This is a genomic window from Sphingobium sp. B1D7B (assembly GCF_025961965.1).
In the GTDB taxonomy this organism is placed as follows: domain Bacteria; phylum Pseudomonadota; class Alphaproteobacteria; order Sphingomonadales; family Sphingomonadaceae; genus Sphingobium.
Window position 1 is genome coordinate 730753 of the sequence record NZ_JAOQOR010000001.1, and the last position, 18666, is coordinate 749418.

The following is an 18666-nucleotide window of genomic DNA, read 5'->3' on the forward strand; positions in this document are numbered from 1 at the left end:
AAAGCCGTTGGGGGAAAGCAGGAAATAGATGGAAACACGATCCAACAATGTGTTCGTGGGCGCGGTCGTCCTGCTCCTGATGGCCTTGACGGTCGGGGCAGCCTTCTGGTTCTCACGCATCGGCGAATCCGATCGCAAGGAATACGACATCTTCTTCAAGCAGTCGGTGAGCGGCATCGCCCGCGGCTCGGCGGTGACTTATGCTGGCGTACCCTCGGGGCAGGTCCAGTCGATCGAGCTTTGGGAGCGCGACCCCCAGTTCGTGCGCGTGCGCATCGTCGTCAGCCGGACGACGCCCGTCCTGCAAGGCACGACCGCGACGATCAATGGCGTAGGCTTTACCGGCGTCTCGGAAATTCAGCTTGAGGGCGCGGTACGCGGCGCACCGCCGATCGTCTGCCCGGAGCGCAATGCGCAGTCGGTCTGCCCTGAAGGCGTGCCCGTCATCCCGACCAAACCCGGTGCGCTGGGCGAACTGCTCAACAGCGCTCCAATGCTGCTGGAGCGGCTGACGACGCTCACCGAGCGATTGACCGAGCTGCTGGATGATCGCAACCAGAAGCATATTGCCGGCATCCTGCAGAATCTCGACAAGCTGACCGGCGACATCGCCGCGCGTGGGCCGGAATTGGCTGATACCATCACACAAGCCAAGCTGACGCTCGAAAATGCCTCCAAGGCTGCCGAATCGCTCGCCCAAGCTGCGAACAACACCAATGCGCTGGTGAACGAAGAGGGTCGCCCCCTCATCCGCGACCTGCGCACGACGATCCGCAATGCCGGCGCGACGCTGGAAACGCTGGATGCGACCCTGAAGGAAGCACAGCCTGGCATGCGGACCTTCACCCGCGACACCATGCCGCAAATCGGCTTGCTGGTCCGCGATCTGCGTCAGGTCTCCCGTTCGCTTCAGGCTGTGACGGATACCGTTGAACAACAGGGTGCAGGCGCCTTGATCGGCTCGCCCAAATTGCCGGATTACAAGCCATGACGAACAGCAGAGCGAACGTGCAGACAGCCCCGGCGACCAGCGGAGTAGCGATGCGCAAGGCAGCGCGGGCGGCCCTGATCACGGGTCTGCTGATCTCGGCGGCCGGGTGCGTGAAGTTCGGTGCCGAGCCGCCCGACCGGCTGCTCGCCATTGCCAGCACGGCGACGGTGCCGGCTGGCGTGTCGGCGTCCAGTGCAAGCGAATCCGCCCTGTTCATCGACGTGCCGAACGTGCCCAAAGCCCTCGCGACCCCGCGCGTGGCGGTGCGCGAGAACAGCACCAGCTTTGCCTATGTGAAGGATGCGATCTGGGTCGATACGCCGGCCCGGCAATTCCAGTCTCTCCTATCGGAGACGATCCGGTCGCGCAGCAATATCCTGGTGCTCGACCCCGGCCAGTATCTCGCCCGCACCGGCTACATTCTCAATGGCGATCTGGTCGAATTCGGTATCGATGCGACGCGCCGGGAAGCGGTCGTCACGTTCGACGCGACCATGCTCTCGCCGGACGGCCTGACGGTGACGCGCCAGCGCTTCACCGCCTCCGCGCCGGTCAGCCGCATCGACGCAGATGGCGTCGCCCCGGCGATCAGCGCCGCCGCCAATGATGTCGCCAATGCCGTGGCGACCTGGGTCTCCAGCCGGACCTGACGCCGGCCGCAGCCCTATCCCGCTCAGGCGAGGCTCTTCGTCGCCTGCTCCATCACGTCCCGCGAAAGGCCGGGTTCGGCGATGATCCGCTCCAGCGCCGCGCGCATCGCGGCACCCCGCTGCGCATCGAACCGGCGCCAGCGACCAAGTGGCGGCACGAGCCGCGCGGCGGTCTGCGGATTGAGCTTGTCCAGCGCGATAATAGCGCCTGCCACCATCTCATAGCCCTTGCCGTCCGCCCGGTGGAACGCCCATTGGTTGGCGGCAAACGCGCCATAAAGCGCGCGGGCGCGGTTGGGGTTGGCGAGTGTGAAGTCGGGGTGGCTGCTCAGCGCCGCGACATTATCGACCGTCTCCGGATGGAAGGCCAAAGCCTGAGTCTGGAACCATTTGTCGATGACCAACGCATTGCCCGCATAGCGCGCGTGGAACGCCGCCAGTGCTGCGTCCCGCTCTGCCGCCGTGCCGTTGGCGAGAACAGCCAGCGCGGCCTGGCGCTCGGTCATATTATCCGCCTGCTCGAACTGGGCGAAGGCAAGCGCCGGGCCATCCGATGCGCCTGATGCGACCAGATAGCTCAAGGCAACCCCGCGCAGCTTGCGGGCCGCGCGCGCATCCGCCGACAGCGAGAAGCCGTTACGCGCGCAATCGGCATGGAGCCTGCGCCAGTCCTGCTCCAGTTGCGCGCCGATCTCGTGCTGCAGCGCCTCGCGCGCCGCATGGATGGCATCCGGATCAACGACCTGCATCTGATCGCCGAGATAGGCCTCGCTCGGCAGCTTCACCGCTTCGGCGATCAGCGCCCGGTCCAGCGTGTCGTCGCTGATCGTCCGGCGGATCGAGTCGATGATGACGCCGCTCTCCAGCGGTCCGCCAGCAATATGGCTGAGCAGGCCATTGATCATGAGCTGCTGCAGCGCCTCATAGCGGCTGAACGCATCGTCATCGCGCGCGGCGAGAAAGGCCAGATCCTCGGCGCTCTGCTCGGCGTCCACCACGACTGGCGCGGAGAAGCTGCGATTGAGCGACAGCACCGGTGGCTGCGCGAAGCCGGTGCGCGTGATGACCGTCTCCGCCTGCGTCAGCACCTCCAACTCCTCGCCGGCATGGGCGCCCCTTTCCCGGTCGAACAAGGCGAAGAGGAATGGGATCGCCATGGGCTGCTTCTCGCCCTGCCCCGGCGTCGGCGGCACGGTCTGGCGCAAGGTGAGCGTCACCGTGCCGCTCGTCGCATCATGCGCGGTCTCGACCGTCACGCGCGGGGTGCCGGCCTGGCTGTACCAGAGCCGGAACTGCGCGAGATCGATGCCGCCGCCATCTTCCATCGCGCGCACGAAATCCTCGCAGGTCGCCGCCTGCCCGTCATGCCGGTCGAAATAGAGGTCAGTGCCCTTGCGGAACCGCTCCGGCCCCAGCAACCGGGCCATCATGCGGATCAGCTCGGCGCCCTTGTTATAGACGGTTGCCGTATAGAAGTTGCTGATCTCCATATAGGATTCTGGCCGCACCGGATGGGCGAGCGGACCGCCATCTTCCTGGAACTGCGCCGCGCGCAGCACGCGCACATCCTCGATCCTCTTGACCGCTGCCGAGCCCATGTCGGCAGAAAATTCCTGATCGCGATAGACGGTGAAACCTTCCTTGAGGGAGAGCTGGAACCAGTCCCGGCAGGTCACCCGGTCGCCCGACCAGTTGTGGAAATATTCGTGCGCCACAACCGCCTCAATGGCGTCATAATCCGGGTCGGTTGCCGTTTCCGGGTCTGCCAGAATGTAGCGCGTGTTGAAGATGTTGAGGCCCTTGTTCTCCATCGCGCCGAAGTTGAAATCCGCCACCGCCACGATGTTGAACACATCGAGATCATATTCGCGGCCATAGACGCGCTCGTCCCACGCCATTGAATCCTTGAGCGCCTTCATGGCATGATCCGTGCGCGGCAGATCGCTTTCTGCCACCCAGATGCCGAGCTTCACCGGCCGGCCGCTCATGGTCGTGAAGCTGTCCGCATTGCAGGCGAGATTGCCCGCGACCAGCGCGAACAGGTAGCTCGGCTTGGGGAACGGATCGGTCCAGCGCGCCCAATGCCGCCCGCCCTCCAGATCGCCCGCCTCGACAGGATCGCCATTGGCGAGCAGCACGGGATAGGTCGCCTTGTCGGCGCGTAGGGTCACATCATAACGCGAGAGCACATCCGGCCGGTCCGGGAAGAAGGTGATACGACGGAAGCCCTCCGGCTCGCACTGGGTGCAGAGCAGGCCGCCAGAGGCGTAGAGCCCCATTAGCTGTGTATTCGCTGCAGGATTGATCTCGACCTCGGTCTCGACGACGTGGCTCTCGCCGGTCAGCGGGATCAGCAGGTCGCCGTCCTCGAGCTTCCAATCGGAGGGGGCGAGCGTGCGGCCGTCGACGGCGACCCGCAGCGGCGTCAGTCCGTCGCCATCCAGTCGCAGCGACTGCGCATGGTCGCCGGTGCGGGTGACCTCAAGCCGGGCCTTGACGCGGGTGGCGCGGGCATCGAGATCGAAGTCGAGGCCGATCTGCGGGACCTGCCAGAGCGGCGGACGATAATCCTCGCGGCGGATGACAGGCGGCGTGGCGGCGGCTTGGGTGGTCTGAATATCCATGCCCCAGTCCTATGCCCGCATCAGGCGAGGCACAAGCGGGGGAAGCCGCCGATGGCGAGAACTCCACCACCACGTTCCCGTTCGTGTCGAGCGAAGTCGAGACACGTTAGGACCGTCCTTGGTGTCTCGACTTCAGCCCGAGGCTGTAGTTTATCCTGAGCGCCCGCCCTGCGAGCAGTCGAAGGGCTCGACACGAACGGATGTTGCGCTGCTTATTCCGTGGTGTTTGCGCCACTCCGCCCGTTGTTCGGCCCGGGCGGCAGATCGAACGGGTCCTCCGCGCGCTCCATGGAGCGGTCGAGCAGATCCGCCTGCCGGTCCGGCTTTGCCTGAGTGGATGGCGTCATGAGCTGCTTGGGCGTCTCCCGCTCAGGCGCGGCGGCGGCCTTGGGCACCTGACCCATGCCCTCCTTGGGGCGCAAATCCTTCACCGAGCCGCAGCCCGAAAGACCAGCCGCCACGAGCAGCGCCAGAGCGGCACGCGCGATCATCTTGTGATTCATCGCCTTCATCGACCGGTCTCTCCATCCAGCGCGGCTTGCGCTTCGGCAATCCGCGCGCGCACCTGATCGGGTGCGGTGCCCCCGTAGCTCTTGCGGCTGGCAACGGAGGCATCCACCGTCAGCACCGCAAAGACGCGCTCGTCGATCCGCGCATCAATGGCCTTGAGCGCTTCGATCGGCAGCGCGGCAAGCTGCACACCCGCCTCTTCCGCGGCCTTGACCGCACGCCCGGTGATGTGATGCGCCTCGCGAAACGGCACATTGCCTTCCCGCACCAGCCAGTCGGCAAGGTCGGTTGCGGTTGCGAAGCCGCTTTCCGCCAGCGCCCGCATCCGCTCGGTGCGGAAGGTCGTCGTCTCCACCATGCCGGTCATCGCGGTGATAGAGAGGCCGAGCAGATCATGCGCCTCGAACAAAGGCGGCTTATCGTCCTGCATGTCCTTGGAGTAAGCCAGCGGCAGGCCCTTCATGGTGACGCACAGCGACGTCATGCAGCCCATGATCCGCCCGGAATGGCCGCGCACCAGCTCGGCGGCATCGGGATTGCGCTTTTGCGGCATGATCGAGCTGCCGGTGGAATAAGCGTCGGGCAACGAAATGAAGCCGAAGGGCTGGCTCGCCCAGATCACGAACTCTTCCGCCAGCCGCGAGAGGTGCAGGCTGCATTGGGTGGCGGCCATGAGGTAATCGAGCGCGAAATCCCGGTCGGAAACGCTGTCGAGGCTGTTGCGCGTCGGCCCGTCGAAGCCGAGCGCTTGCGCGGTCATATGGCGATCGGTGGGGAAGCCCGTCCCTGCCAGCGCGGCCGCACCCAGCGGTGAGAGGTTGAGCCGGGCGCGCGCATCGGCAAAGCGCGAGCGATCCCGCGCGATCATCTCATAATAGGCCATGAGGTGATGGCCGAGCGTCACCGGCTGAGCGCTTTGCAAATGGGTGAAACCGGGCATCACGCTCTGCGCATGCTCGCCCGCCCGACCGATCAGCGCCCGCTGCAGCGCCTTGAGGCTGGCATCGACCTCATCGATAGCATCGCGTACGAAGAGGCGGAAATCGGTCGCCACCTGATCGTTGCGCGAGCGCGCCGTGTGCAGCCGCCCGGCGACGGGACCGATCTTCTCGGCCAGCCGCGCCTCGGTGGCCATATGAATGTCCTCAAGGTCGAGATCTTCGGGCAGATCACCGGCTTCATACTCGGCCTGGATCGCCTCCAGCCCGCCGATGATCGTCGCTGCCTCGTCCTGCGCAAGGATGCCTTGCGCGCCGAGCATCCGGGCGTGCGCGATGGAGCCGGCAATGTCCTGCCGCCACAAGCGCTTGTCGAACGGAAGCGAGGCATTTATCTCGCGCATGACGGCGGCCGGCCCGGCCGCGAAGCGACCGCCCCACATGCTGTTCGCGCCCTTGCTTGCGGAGTCTGCCATGCGCTCTATTTCTGCCCTTGCTATGCTGATCGGCCTCTCACTGGCCGCGAGCGGCTGCGATAGGCAATCCGCTCAAAACGCGCAAGGCGCCGGCAACGCCGCCGCAGTGGGCAATGCCCTCTCCCCCGATGAAGTGAGCCCGGACGAAGCCGCACCGGGGAGCGCGGGCAAGACCTTCTCCCATGTCATCGACCGCAGCCGCAAGGGCGAGGCGATGCCGGACAAGCCCTTCACCACCATCGAGGGCAAGCCGGCGACGCTCAAGGCCATTGCGCAGGGCAAGCCGATGCTGGTCAATCTGTGGGCGACCTGGTGCGCGCCTTGCGTGGCCGAACTGCCTGCCCTCGACCGCGCCGCCAAGGCTGCGGAAGCCAAGGGCGTCAAGGTGATTGCCGTTTCGCAGGACATGGAACCTGATGGCGTTCCCGCCTTCTGGTCGGCCCGCAAGCTCTCTACGCTGCAGACCTGGTTGGACCGGGAGAATGCGCTCGGCTTCGATTACGGCACCGGCACGTTGCCCACGACCATTCTCTACGATGGCGCGGGCAAGGAAGTCGCCCGCATCGTCGGTGCGCTGGAGTGGGACGAGGAAGATGGGCAGAAACTGATCGCCGAAATCGGCGGGTAAGCCGTCCCAGCTCCCCTAGCCGGAGATCATCGCCCGCAAGCTTTCGATCCGGTCGGCCTCATGGGCGGGCTTGTCATTGCGGATGCGGCTGATGCGCGGGAAGCGCATGGCGAGGCCGGACTTGTGGCGCTTGCTCTCGTGGATCGAATCGAACGCGACTTCGAAGACCAGGCTCTTATCCGTCTCGCGCACCGGGCCGAAGCGATTGACGGTGTGGCGGCGGACGTGAGAATCGAGCCACTTCAGCTCCTCGTCGGTAAAGCCGAAATAGGCCTTGCCGACAGGCAGCAGCTCGGCGCCGGCATCGGGATCGCCATCCCAGCAGCCGAAAGTGAAATCGCTGTAGAAGGAGGAGCGCTTGCCGCTGCCGCGCTGGGCATACATCAGCACGCAATCGGCGAGCAGGGGATCGCGCTTCCACTTGTACCATAGGCCCGTGCGGCGGCCGGCGACATAAGGGCTATCCCGCCGCTTGAGCATCACGCCCTCGATGGCATCATCGCGTGCGCGCTCGCGAATGGCGGCAAGATCGGCAAGGCTTGCAGCCTCGATCAGCGGCGAAATGTCGAAGCGGGCGGAGTCGAGCCGGGGCACCAGCGTCTCCAGCACGGCGCGGCGCTGCTCCCAGCTCAACGCGCGATGATCCTCGCCGTCGGAGAGCAAGACATCGTAGAGGCGGACGAAGGCGGGAAAATCGGTGAGCATCGCCTTAGAGACAGTCTTGCGCCCCAGCCGCTGCTGCAAGGCGTTGAAGCTCGCCGCGCCGCCCTCTTCGCCGCCCTGATGCGTGCCGCGCACCAGCAGTTCGCCATCCAGCACGCCGGGCTCGCGAAACGCCGCCGCGATATCCGGGAAGCTGCCGGTGATATCATCGCCGGTGCGTGAGAAGAGCCGCGTATCCCCGCCCGGCCCCGCGCCATCCGACTCCGGCACATGAACCATCTGCACGCGGATGCCATCCCATTTCCACTCGGCGGCATAGTCGGCCATGTCGAGCGTTTCGCGCGCGATGACATCATCTTCCAGCGGGTGCGCGAGCATGAAGGGACGGAAGGTGGGGATATGGTCGACGCGCGGCGGAGGGCCACCCTTCGCGGCCCAGTCGAATAGCGCGCCATAGGGCGGCGTCTGGCCGTGCCAATATTCCTCGACATCGTCCACCGGCACATCGAACGCCTGCGCGAAGGCGACCTTGGCGAGCCGCGCCGAAATGCCGATGCGCATCGCACCCGTCGCCATCTTGATGAGCGCGTAGCGGCCATTCACATCTAGCCGATCCATGAGCCGCGCCAGCGCTGGGGCGACGGACTGGCGGGTCATAGCGGACAGCGCCGCCACCGTTTCGCTCAGGCTTGGGGGATCGAGCGCAGCGGGATTGTCCGGCCAGAGCAGACTCGCCGTCTCCGCCGTATCCCCGACAAAATCGCGGCTGAGCTTGAACAGAACCGGATCGACGCGATCCATCAGCAAGGCGCGGATCGTGCCGGCCTTCACCGCCGGAAAATCGAGGCCGTCCGTCAACGCAGCAAGCGCCCAGCCCCTGTCAGGATCGGGCGTCTCGCGCAGATAGGCAGCGATCAGGGCGAGCTTGCCGTTGCGCGAGCGGGTGTAGACGAGCGCATCCAACAGGGCAGCGAAGGCCTCCATCAGTCGTCCTCATCCTCATAGCCGACAAGGGCGAGCGCGCGGGCCCGGCGTTGGTGCAGCTCGCACCAGCGCAGCAACGCATCTTCCCGGCCATGGGTGATCCAGGTCTGCGCCGGATTCACTTCCGCGATCGTGGTCGTCAGTTCCGCCCAGTCGGCATGGTCCGAGATCACCAGGGGCAGCTCGACATTGCGCTGCCGCGCACGCTGTCGCACCCGCATCCAGCCGCTTGCCATGGCCGTGACCGGATCGGGCAGGCGACGGCTCCAGCGATCGTTGAGCGCCGAGGGCGGACACAGGATGATCTGCCCGGCCAGCGCACCCTTGGGCATTCCGGCGATCAATCTCAGCTCGCCCAAATCGACGCCGAGGTCTTCATACAACCGGCACATCCGCTCCAGCGCGCCGTGCAGATAGATCGGCTCGACATAACCAGCTTGGCGCAGCTCGGCGATGACCCGCTGCGCCTTGCCCAGCGCATAGGCCCCCACAAGGATGCAGCGCTCGGGATTGGCCTCGCGCGCCTTGAGCAGCTTGCCGATTTCCTCGCCAATCGGGGGGTGACGGAAGACCGGCAGGCCGAACGTGGCTTCGGTGATGAACACATCGCAGGGCGTAACCTGAAAAGGCGGGCATGTCGGATCGGCCCGGCGCTTATAGTCACCAGTGACGATCACCCGCTCGCCGGCATGTTCAAACAGGATCTGCGCGGACCCGAGCACATGCCCAGCCGGCAGGAAGGTCGCCTGCACGCTCCCCGGCAGGCTGATCGTCTCGCCGTAGGCCACCGGTTGCGCGGCGCCGGGCGGACCGTACCGCAGGTCCATGATGGCCAGCGTCTCCGGCGTCGCGATGCAGCGGCCATGGCCGCCCCGGGCATGATCGGCATGGCCGTGCGTGACGAGGGCTGTCTCCACCGGATCGGCCGGATCGACCCACGCCTTGGCCGGCACGACATGCAGCCCATGCGCCTCTGCGCGAATCCAGGAGAAGTCGGCCATGGCCTCTAAATGGCGACCGGCACGTCCCGGTTCCAGCGCGGCTTTGCGATGTGCCCCAAAGGACCTATATCATGGCCATGACAGATGCTGCTCCCCAGACCACAGACGTGCGTTCCTTCCTGTATCGCGATGGGTCTCTCGACCCGGATAGCGCCCGCCGGCTCACCGCCGAGGCGCTGACCGGCTGCGAGGATGGCGAGCTTTACTTGCAATATGTCGCGACCGAGAGCTTCGGCTTCGATGATGGGCGGCTGAAGACAGCGGATTATTCCACCGATGCCGGATTTGGCCTGCGCGGCGTCTCTGGCGAGATGACCGGCTTCGCGCACGCCAATGACATCAGCGAGCGGGCGATCCGCAAGGCAGCGCAGACGCTGAAGTTGCTCGACCCGGCACAGCAGGCCATGGCCACGCCGCCGCAACGCACCAATCGGCATCTCTATACGGACGCCAACCCGCTCGATCTCGTCCCCTTCGCGCAGAAGGTCGACCTGATGGCCAAGATCGACGCAGCAGCCCGGGCCCGCGATCCGCGCGTGGTGCAGGTCTCTGCAGTGCTGGCCGGTAGTTGGTCGGTCGTTGAGATCGTGCGGCCGGACGGCTTCGTGGCGACCGACGTGCGTCCCCTCGTCCGCCTCAACGTCTCGATCATCATGGAAGAGAATGGGCGGCGCGAAACCGGCTATTTTGGCATTGGCGGGCGCTATCTCTACGATTCCCTGTTCGAGGAGGCGACCTGGCAGCGCGCGATCGACGAGGCGCTTAAACAGGCGCAGGTCAACCTCCGCTCGGTGCCCGCACCGGTGGGCGAGATGACCGTGCTGCTTGGCCCTGGCTGGCCGGGCGTGATGCTGCATGAGGCCGTCGGTCATGGCCTGGAGGGCGATTTCAACCGCAAGGGCACCAGCGCCTTCTCGGGCAAGATCGGCGAGCGCGTGGCGGCGCCGGGCGTGACGGTGGTCGACAATGGCGCGATGGACGCGCGACGCGGGTCGCTTAGCATCGACGATGAGGGTACCCCCACGCAGGAGAATGTGCTGATCGAAGACGGCATTCTGCGCGGCTACATGCAGGACCGGCTCAACGCGCGGTTGATGGGCGTGGCACCCACTGGCAACGGCCGGCGCGAAAGCTATGCCCATGCGCCGATGCCACGCATGACCAACACTTATGCGCGCGCGGGCAACGACGATCCCGCCGAGCTGCTCGGCCGCGTGAAGACCGGCATCTTCGCGCGCAGCTTTGGCGGCGGACAGGTGGACATCGTCTCGGGCAAGTTCGTCTTCTCCTGCACCGAGGCGTACAAGGTCGAGAATGGCAGGATCGGCGACCCCATCAAGGGCGCAACGCTGATCGGCGATGGCCCCGCCGCACTGCACCGCATCGTCGGCATCGGCAACGACCTCGCACTCGATGAAGGCATCGGCATGTGCGGCAAGGCGGGTCAGGGCGTGCCCGCGGGCGTGGGCCAGCCGACGCTGCTGCTCGAAGGGCTGACGGTCGGCGGCACCGGGGGTTGAGGCGCCGGTCGGAACGACCAGACAACGCCGTCACACCCCAGTCAGCAACATGTCGAGCGCGTTCTTGATCCGGTATTCTTCTTGCGCGAGGGAGCCGGCGATTTCTTGGATTTCCGACACCGACACTGCACCTGCAAACTGGGTGACAAGCACCCAGTCTTCGCCCTGCATACGAAAGCGGGGATTGAGGCCCGGCCGGGGCGGCGGCGCGTCGTTTGGGTAAGCCAGCGGAACGACAAACCGTGTGTTGATGCCCGACAGCACCTCAGCCTGACAGTCTACGACATACTGCCCCGACCTCAGCCGAACGACATCATATTGGGCCATTAAAACATGCGGTAACGGGCAAGGGGAAGGCCGTTCTTCTCAACCCACGCGTTGTGGGCTTCGACCCACTCCTTGTTCTCCTCCTGCCAGCGCCGCTCGCGCTCTGCCTTCGCCGCCGCGCGCAGGGCCGCTTCGCAGGTCTGGGAGAGATTGATCCCGGCCTCCCGCGCGGCCTCCACCACGCCAGTATCGAGCGAGAGATTGACTGGCTTGCGCTTGCCGGACGCGATAGGATCAAGCTTCATATGCGCAAGCTATGCGCATGAACCATGCGCGTCAATGTGCGCATCCGACCAGCAAGACCTGAGGCCCCATGTCTGAATTCTTCACTGCCATTTCCGACAAGCAACGCAGCTTCATCGAGAAACAGCCGGTCTTCTTTGTCGCCACCGCTGCGGACGGCGCGCGGATCAACCTCAGTCCCAAGGGCATGGACAGCTTCCGCGTGCTGGGGCCCAATCTGGTCGGCTATCTGGATGTGGGTGGATCCGGCAACGAGACCCAGGCCCATCTTTCAGCGGACGGGCGCATCACCATCATGTTCTGTGCGTTCGACCAGCCCCCGCTGATCCTGCGACTCTATGGGCGAGGCAAGGCGGTGCTGCCTCAGGATGATGAATGGGATTTCGCCTCGCGGCCCTTCACCATCCTGCCCGGTACCCGACAGATTTTCATGATCGCGGTGGAGAGCGTGCAGGAGAGTTGCGGCTGGGGCGTGCCCTTCATGCGGCACGAGAAGGATCGCGACACGCTCTCTCGTTATCATGAGCAGAACGAAACGCCGGAACGGCTGGCGCGCATCTCAACCCGGACGCAAAGCATCGATGGCCTGCCGCTGCGCGTGCAGGACCATTTCCCCGAGCGCAAGCCGGCGCGGGTGCATGTCGATCCCGACTGGGTGCCGGCGGTGCTCAATCACTGGCTCAATGAGATCGGCCCGGATGGCTGGTTCGATTCAAGCGAGGAAGAGGATGTGCGACTGACGCACCTCTTCCGCTCGCTTTGGGAAGCGCAGCGCGACAAGCCTGCCGATATGTTCCTCGCCGATGCCGACACGGCGCTCGCCGCCCTGATCCTCTTCGACCAGTTTCCGCGCAACATGTTCCGGGGCGAGGCTCGCGCCTTCGCGACCGATCCGCTCGCCCGCGAGATCGCCCGGACGGCATTGGAGCGTGGCTTCGACAAAGCATTCGTCGAGGGCGCCCGCGCCTTCTTCTACATGCCGTTCATGCACAGCGAAAATCTGGCCGATCAGGATTTGTGCGTGGCGTTGTTCAGCGAGCCGGGCTTCGAGCACAATCTGAAATTCGCCAAGGCCCACCGCGAGATTATCGCCCGCTTCGGCCGCTTCCCGCATCGCAATGCCGCGCTTAGCCGCGAGACGCGCCCCGAGGAGCAAGAGGCGGTGGCGGAGGGCAGCGACTGGTAACCCACCGCCGCTCGCAGCGGATCGGCATCAGTCCGGCAGGCGCCAGTTCAGGCGGACATCTGAATCGCCGTTGGGCGCGATCAGCAGGCGCTGGTCCGGAATTTGTTGGGCGCGCAGGATCTCGCGCACCATCTCGGCGCGTGCGGCCTGCCCCGTAATGGTGATGCCCAATGGCACCCGCCGCGCCGCCCACACGGCCAGATCGAGGTCGGCAGCGCCCTGCTGCGTCAATGCCTCGCCCGAAAAGCCGATGACCGGCAGCGGGGCGGGCGGCGGCGTCAGCACCAGCGTCCAGCCATCCAGCCCGTCGGATGCGCGCCGTTCCAGCTGGCGGTAGAGATCGAGCGACGCGCCGGACAGCGGCTCGGCCGCAACCGTGGCCTGGCGCCGGCCCCGATCCACCAGCACCGCATCGCTGGACACGCCCGCGACCAGGGCAAGCCGGTCCACGGCCGTCGTCGCAAAGCGCTCAAGGCTCTGCGTGCGCTCGCGGGACTGGGCGGCCGCCACCTGAGCCGCCTCGCTATTGCCCGCCCCCACCTGGATCTGGTCGATGGTGACATCCAGATCCCGCTGCAGCGCGTCGCGCAGGCTGGTCGCGGTGTCTCGCTCGGCATCCTTCGCATAGGTAGGTGTGAGCACGGTGGCGACGACCCGCACGGGCTGGCGATTGAAATCCGTTTCCAGATCGCTGATGCGTGCCGTCTGGGGGAACTGGCGCTGGATCACGTCCCGCACCTGGCGGGCGGCCAACGTCTCCCAGGCGATATGTCGCAAGGTAAGCGCCAGCGGCACCGAAAGCGCGGTCATGCAGACCACCATCACAATGCTTTGCAGTCGAGTATGCGCCGGCGTGAGGTGGGAGCCAAAGCCGTAGAGCCGCGCCATGAATGCGGCCGTGAGCGTGATCGTGACCGTGTTGGTCATGAAGAGCAGGAAAGCACCGCCGGCAATGGTCCAGTTCCATGTGGCGATGCCGAAGCCGACGGCGGCCAACGGCGGCATGAGGGCGATGGCGATGGCAACGCCCACGACCGTCTCGCCCCGCCCGCGAATAAGCGCATAGCCGCCCGCGAGCGCCGAGAAGAACGCGACGAGGAGGTCGAAGAGATTGGGCCGCGTGCGGGCTGCAATTTCCGTCGTCACGGTCTGCACCGGTGAAACGAGGACGAACAGCGCGGTGAACGCAATGGCGATCACCGCCCCGACCGCCAGCGCGAAGCCGGATGCGCGCATTTCCGCAAAGTCCAGCGTCGCGAGCGCAAAGCCCAGGCCGATGATCGGCATCATCAACGGAGACAGCAGCATGGCGCCGATGAGGACCGCGCTGGACGGCAGCAGCAGTCCGAGAATGGCGATACCGGCGGATATGACCGTCATGAAGACGTAGCGCGGCGACCAGCCGGATTCCTCGACGATCCTCCGCAGGATTGCGTCGTGATCCACCGTCGCAATCGAGCGTTCCCGCCAGCTGACCCAGAGGGGGTTGCGCGAAACCGCGTAGGTCTTGTTGGTCAAGCGATCGGCTCCTCTGCCACGTCCGTCATTCCACCGACGCCCTAGCAGGGAAAATTGCTGCGTTTCCAGTCCGCTGCCCCTGCGGGCGAGCCGGGACCTTACAACCGCCGAAGCTCGGTGCCGTCCAAAATCGCTCCGCAACCCAGCGCCAGTGGGTCGTCGGCCTCGTCCAGCGCGGCGATGGTCACCCAGCCTTCCACCCGGAGCGCCGCAGCCCGGGCGCCATCATGTCCAATGGGCAAAAAAGCCCGCTGCGCGGCCGTGGTGCCGAACCCGGCATCGATGAGCGGATCAGGGTAGAGCGAGAAGCCCATGGCCGGCTCAGCCTTGCCGTCCGCGCCCGCCACCGCATAGCTGCCGCCCCGGCCGATCTCGCCGATGAAGCCCTCGGCAAAGACAGAAAAGCCGAACCAGCTCTGATATTCAAAACCGTGGCGCTCGGTGGGATCGAGCGTCAGCGTGATATCCCAGCCGATCGGCTTGGCAATCGCGCGCAGCGCCGCGATGAGGTTATCCAGCTTGCCTTTGGCCGGCCCCGCGTTGAAGGCCTGCAGCCGCTCCATGGCGGGGTGGAATGGCCCGGTCGCCTCGATGAGGGCCAGATAGGGCCGCGCCGCTTCGCCCAGCGCCGCCAGCGAGCCTGCATCCTTCGCGTCGAGACTGTCGCGGACCGCCTCGACATCGCCCTGAGGGAGCGGCATCGGGCCATCGGCCAGCATCGTCACGAGATCGGGCAAGGTGAAGTCGATGGTGATGCCGCTGACACCCGCGCGCTGCAGCGCTTCGATGGCGACATTGACGATCTCGACTGCCGCCGCGACGCTGTCTGTGCCGATGATCTCGGCGCCGACCTGCATCCGCTCGCGCTCGGGCCGCAGTTGGTCGGCTCGCAGCTTCATCACCGGCCCGCCATAGCACAGGCGCAGCGGACGCGGGGTCGCGGCCATGCGGGTGGCGGCGATGCGGCCGATCTGGGCGGTCATGTCCGGCCGGATCGCCAGGCTGCGTTGGGAGAGTGGATCGACGGCGCGGAGCAGATCTTCGGCGCGGGCCGACTGCAGGCGCGCGACCAGCGTTTCCTCAAACTCGGCCAGGGCCGGCATCACGCGCCGATAGCCATACGATGCGACGGTATCGAGCACTTCGCGCACAAGGCGGGCGGAGGCCTCCGCCTTGGGCGGCAGACGATCGGCAAGCCCTTCGGGCAGCAATCCGGGAGCGATGGCTTCAGTCATAGCGCGGCATTTAGCCGATTCCGCTCGCCAAGCGAGGATAAATTACAAGCGTGACCGGCCCGACGTGATGACACGCCGGGCCGGGCCGTGATTTAGAACTTGAGCGGGCAGACCCGGTGCACGTTCGGCAGGGCGCAGATCTTGTCGACCAGCGTCTGCGGCACGGTCTCGTCGACCGAGAGCAGCAGAATCGCCTCGCCACCGGCCTCACGACGGCCAAGGTGGAAGGTGCCGATGTTGATCTTGGCCTCGCCAAGAATGCCACCGACGCCACCGATGAAGCCCGGCGCATCGACATTGGCGATGTAGAGCATGGTGCCATCGAGATCGGCCTCGACCTTGATGCCGAACAGCTCGACCAGGCGCGGGGCGCCATTGCCGAACAGCGTGCCGGCCACCGACCGCTCGCCCTGCGAGGTCTTCACCGAGACGCGGATCAGGGTGCTGTAGTCGCCCTCGCGCTCGGTCTTGATCTCGCGCACCTCGATGCCGCGCTCGCGGGCGAGGAAGGGTGCGTTGACCATGTTCACCGTGTCCGTCTGCGTGCGCAGGAAACCGGCGAGAACGGCCGAGACGATGGGCTTCTGATTGAGCTCAGCCGCCGCGCCCTCGCTGTGGATCGAGATCCGGGGGATGACGTCACGCGAAAGCTGGCCGACCAGGCTGCCCAGCTTCTCGGCCAGCGCCATATAGGGCTTGAGCTTGGGCGCTTCCTCAGCCGACAGGCTCGGCATGTTGAGCGCGTTGGTGACACCGCCGCTCAGCAGATAGTCGCTGAGCTGCTCGGCGACCTGCAGCGCCACGTTCACCTGCGCTTCGCTGGTGGACGCGCCAAGGTGCGGGGTCGAGATGAAGTTGGGCGTGCCGAACAGCGGGCTGTCCGTCGCCGGCTCGGTCTGGAACACGTCCAGCGCCGCGCCGCCGATGTGGCCGCTGTCGAGACCGGCCTTCAGCGCCGCCTCGTCGATCAGGCCGCCGCGCGCGCAGTTGATGATGCGCACGCCCTTCTTGGTCTTGGCCAGATTCTCGGCCGAGAGGATGTTGCGGGTCTGGTCGGTCAGCGGCGTGTGCAGCGTGATGAAATCCGCCTTGGCCAGCAGCGTGTCCAGATCTGCCTTTTCCACGCCCATTTCGATGGCGCGCTCGGGCGTCAGGAACGGGTCGAAGGCAACGACCTTCATCTTGAGGCCCAGCGCGCGGCTGGCGACGATGGAGCCGATGTTGCCGGCACCGATCAGGCCGAGCGTCTTGCCCGTGACCTCGACACCCATGAAGCGGTTCTTCTCCCACTTGCCGGCCTGCGTGGAGGCATCGGCCTCCGGCAGCTGGCGGGCGAGGGCGAACATGAGGGCGATGGCGTGCTCGGCGGTGGTGATCGAGTTGCCGAAGGGCGTGTTCATCACCACGATGCCCTTGGCCGAAGCGTAGGGAATATCGACATTGTCGACGCCGATGCCGGCGCGGCCGATGACCTTGAGATTGGTCGCCGCGTCGATGATCTCCTTGGTCACCTTGGTGGCCGAGCGGATCGCCAGACCATCATATTTGCCGATGATTTCCTTGAGCTCGTCGGGCTTCAGTCCGGTGATCTCGTCCACCTCGCAACCGCGCTCGCGGAAAATCTGCGCGGCCTGCGGGTCCATCTTGTCGGAAATGAGAACTTTGGGCTTGGTCATTTGAATCTCCCTCTCCCCTTTTGGGGAGAGGGCCGGGGAGAGGGGAATGCCTCTCGGCGCCGGCCCTTTTATTAAATGAATGGAGCGATATAGGAGAGGTTGTTTGCCCCTCTCCCAACCCTCTCCCCTCAAGGGGAGCGGGCAAGATATCAGGCGGCAGTCGCGCTCAGCGCGGCCTTGGTCTCGGCATAGGCCCAATCGAGCCAAGGGCCGAGCGCCTCGATGTCCGCGGTGTCGACCGTGGCACCGCACCAGATGCGCAGGCCAGCCGGGGCGTCGCGATAACCTGCGACGTCATAAGCGGCATCCGCCTTCTCGAGCAGCGAGGCCATCTTCTTGATGAAGTCGGCATCGGCGCCCTCGACGGTGAGGCATACGCTGGTGATCGAGCGGGTCGCCGGATCGGCAGCGAGATGCCCGAGCCAGTCGCGCGATTCCACAATGGCATTGAGCGCATCGGCATTGGCCTGCGCGCGGGCGATGAGGCCCTTGGCGCCACCGATGGTCTTGGACCATTCGAGCGCGAAGATCGCATCTTCGACCGCCAGCATGGACGGCGTGTTGATCGTCTCGCCCTTGAACACGCCCTCAGCGAGCTTGCCCTTGGACATCAGGCGGAACACTTTGGGCAGCGGCCAGCTCGGCGTGTACTGCTCAAGCCGTTCGACGGCACGCGGGCCAAGGATCAGCACGCCATGGCCGCCCTCACCGCCCAGCACCTTCTGCCACGAGAAGGTGGCGACGTCGATCTTGTCCCACGGCAGGTCGTAGGCGAACACGGCGCTGGTGGCGTCCGCGAAGGAGAGGCCCTCGCGGTCGTCGGCGATCCAATCGCCATTGGGCACGCGCACGCCCGAGGTGGTGCCATTCCAGGTGAAGAGCACGTCATTCGACCAGTCGACCGCATTCAGATCGGGGATCTGGCCATAGTCGGCGCGCAGCACCGTCGGATCGAGCTTGAGCTGCTTGGCGGCATCGGTGACCCAACCTTCACCGAAGCTCTCCCAAGCGAGCGTCGTAACCGGGCGCGCGCCCAGCATCGTCCACATCGCCATCTCGAAGGCGCCAGTGTCGGAGCCGGGCACGATGCCGATGCGGTGCGTCTCGGGCAGGTTCAGCAGCTCGCGCATCAGGGCGATGCAATAAGCGAGGCGATCCTTGCCGAGCTTTGAGCGGTGGGAGCGTCCGAGCACTTCGGTGGCCAGCTTCGCTGGATCATAGCCGGGCGGCTTGGCGCAGGGGCCGGACGAGAAATGGGGGCGGGCCGGCGTGGTCGCCGGCTTCGTAACGTCAGTCATGGTATGCGTCTCCTTGCAGAGAGCACGCGCGGCGTTGGGACCGCGTGGCCCGCCGGCGGCCATAGAGATTTGCAGACGGGTGTCAATGTAAGATCGGGACCGGCGTGCCGTGCCCGGGGTGAACGGAGCCTCGGCGGACAGGCGCCAGACCGCGCGCGGCGGTCGAAGCATCCCCTTGCACCGTCTAGGTTTTGTTCA

General features: G+C 65.8%; 16 protein-coding genes. 5 read left to right on the forward strand and 11 right to left on the reverse strand.

From position 1 onward, the window contains the following. Positions 1–28 precede the first annotated feature (28 nt). Positions 29–991 carry an MlaD family protein gene (locus M2336_RS03420; protein WP_181561110.1) on the forward strand — a complete coding sequence of 321 codons (963 nt, stop codon included), beginning with the start codon at positions 29–31 and terminating at the stop codon, positions 989–991. Continuing rightward, positions 988–1641, forward strand: coding sequence for an ABC-type transport auxiliary lipoprotein family protein (locus tag M2336_RS03425; RefSeq protein WP_264573980.1), 654 nt, complete (start codon positions 988–990; stop codon positions 1639–1641). The genes M2336_RS03420 and M2336_RS03425 overlap by 4 nt, the downstream gene beginning before the upstream one ends. A 23-nt stretch (positions 1642–1664) precedes the next feature. Here M2336_RS03425 and pepN read toward each other — a convergent pair whose 3' ends face one another. The 3 genes from pepN to argH form a co-directional block, all read right to left on the reverse strand. Continuing rightward, positions 1665–4265: an aminopeptidase N gene (gene pepN, locus M2336_RS03430; RefSeq protein ID WP_264573981.1), complete on the reverse strand. Its 2601-nt coding sequence runs from the start codon at positions 4263–4265 to the stop codon at positions 1665–1667. A gap of 212 nt (positions 4266–4477) precedes the next feature. Further along, positions 4478–4777 carry a hypothetical protein gene (locus tag M2336_RS03435; protein ID WP_264573982.1) on the reverse strand — a complete coding sequence of 100 codons (300 nt, stop codon included), beginning with the start codon at positions 4775–4777 and terminating at the stop codon, positions 4478–4480. Further along, complete coding sequence (gene argH / locus M2336_RS03440; RefSeq protein ID WP_264574946.1) at positions 4774–6156, reverse strand: argininosuccinate lyase; 1383 nt, start codon at positions 6154–6156, stop codon at positions 4774–4776. The genes M2336_RS03435 and argH overlap by 4 nt, the downstream gene beginning before the upstream one ends. A 31-nt stretch (positions 6157–6187) precedes the next feature. Here argH and M2336_RS03445 point away from each other — a divergent pair, with 31 nt between their 5' ends. Further along, positions 6188–6817, forward strand: a complete 630-nt coding sequence (locus tag M2336_RS03445) for a TlpA family protein disulfide reductase (protein WP_264573983.1) — start codon at positions 6188–6190, stop codon at positions 6815–6817. A 15-nt stretch (positions 6818–6832) separates the two neighbouring features. On the opposite strand, the gene M2336_RS03450 is transcribed toward M2336_RS03445, so the two are convergent. Further along, entirely contained in the window at positions 6833–8464 is a 1632-nt protein-coding gene (locus tag M2336_RS03450) for a cisplatin damage response ATP-dependent DNA ligase (protein ID WP_264573984.1), read from the reverse strand. Next, on the reverse strand, positions 8464–9465 hold the full coding sequence (locus M2336_RS03455; RefSeq protein WP_264573985.1) for a ligase-associated DNA damage response exonuclease: 1002 nt from the start codon (positions 9463–9465) through the stop codon (positions 8464–8466). The genes M2336_RS03450 and M2336_RS03455 overlap by 1 nt, the downstream gene beginning before the upstream one ends. A 77-nt stretch (positions 9466–9542) precedes the next feature. On the opposite strand from M2336_RS03455, the gene tldD reads away from it, so the two are divergent. Next, positions 9543–10985: a metalloprotease TldD gene (tldD, locus tag M2336_RS03460; RefSeq protein ID WP_264574947.1), complete on the forward strand. Its 1443-nt coding sequence runs from the start codon at positions 9543–9545 to the stop codon at positions 10983–10985. Between the two features lie 30 nt (positions 10986–11015). Here the strand turns inward: tldD and M2336_RS03465 are convergent, their stop codons facing one another. Together M2336_RS03465 and M2336_RS03470 are read right to left on the reverse strand one after the other, a co-directional pair. After that, positions 11016–11312, reverse strand: coding sequence for a CcdB family protein (locus tag M2336_RS03465; RefSeq protein WP_181561103.1), 297 nt, complete (start codon positions 11310–11312; stop codon positions 11016–11018). Next, a complete protein-coding gene (locus M2336_RS03470; RefSeq protein ID WP_181561102.1) occupies positions 11312–11557 on the reverse strand; it encodes a type II toxin-antitoxin system CcdA family antitoxin in 246 nt (81 codons plus the stop codon). The genes M2336_RS03465 and M2336_RS03470 overlap by 1 nt, the downstream gene beginning before the upstream one ends. 68 nt (positions 11558–11625) lie before the next feature. On the opposite strand from M2336_RS03470, the gene M2336_RS17995 reads away from it, so the two are divergent. After that, positions 11626–12741: a DUF924 family protein gene (locus tag M2336_RS17995; protein ID WP_319801637.1), complete on the forward strand. Its 1116-nt coding sequence runs from the start codon at positions 11626–11628 to the stop codon at positions 12739–12741. A gap of 27 nt (positions 12742–12768) precedes the next feature. Here M2336_RS17995 and M2336_RS03485 read toward each other — a convergent pair whose 3' ends face one another. From M2336_RS03485 to M2336_RS03500, 4 genes are all read right to left on the reverse strand, one after another. Then, positions 12769–14259: a DUF389 domain-containing protein gene (locus M2336_RS03485; protein ID WP_264592555.1), complete on the reverse strand. Its 1491-nt coding sequence runs from the start codon at positions 14257–14259 to the stop codon at positions 12769–12771. A 98-nt stretch (positions 14260–14357) separates the two neighbouring features. Continuing rightward, a complete protein-coding gene (locus M2336_RS03490; RefSeq protein WP_264592556.1) occupies positions 14358–15494 on the reverse strand; it encodes an ATP phosphoribosyltransferase regulatory subunit in 1137 nt (378 codons plus the stop codon). 92 nt (positions 15495–15586) lie between these two features. Then, the gene (gene serA, locus M2336_RS03495) at positions 15587–17170 is read right to left on the reverse strand and encodes a phosphoglycerate dehydrogenase (RefSeq protein WP_264571656.1); all 1584 of its coding nucleotides are present in this window, start codon (positions 17168–17170) and stop codon (positions 15587–15589) included. Positions 17171–17319: 149 nt separating this feature from the next. Continuing rightward, complete coding sequence (locus tag M2336_RS03500) at positions 17320–18468, reverse strand: phosphoserine transaminase (protein WP_264573988.1); 1149 nt, start codon at positions 18466–18468, stop codon at positions 17320–17322. Between the last annotated feature and the right edge of the window lie 198 nt (positions 18469–18666).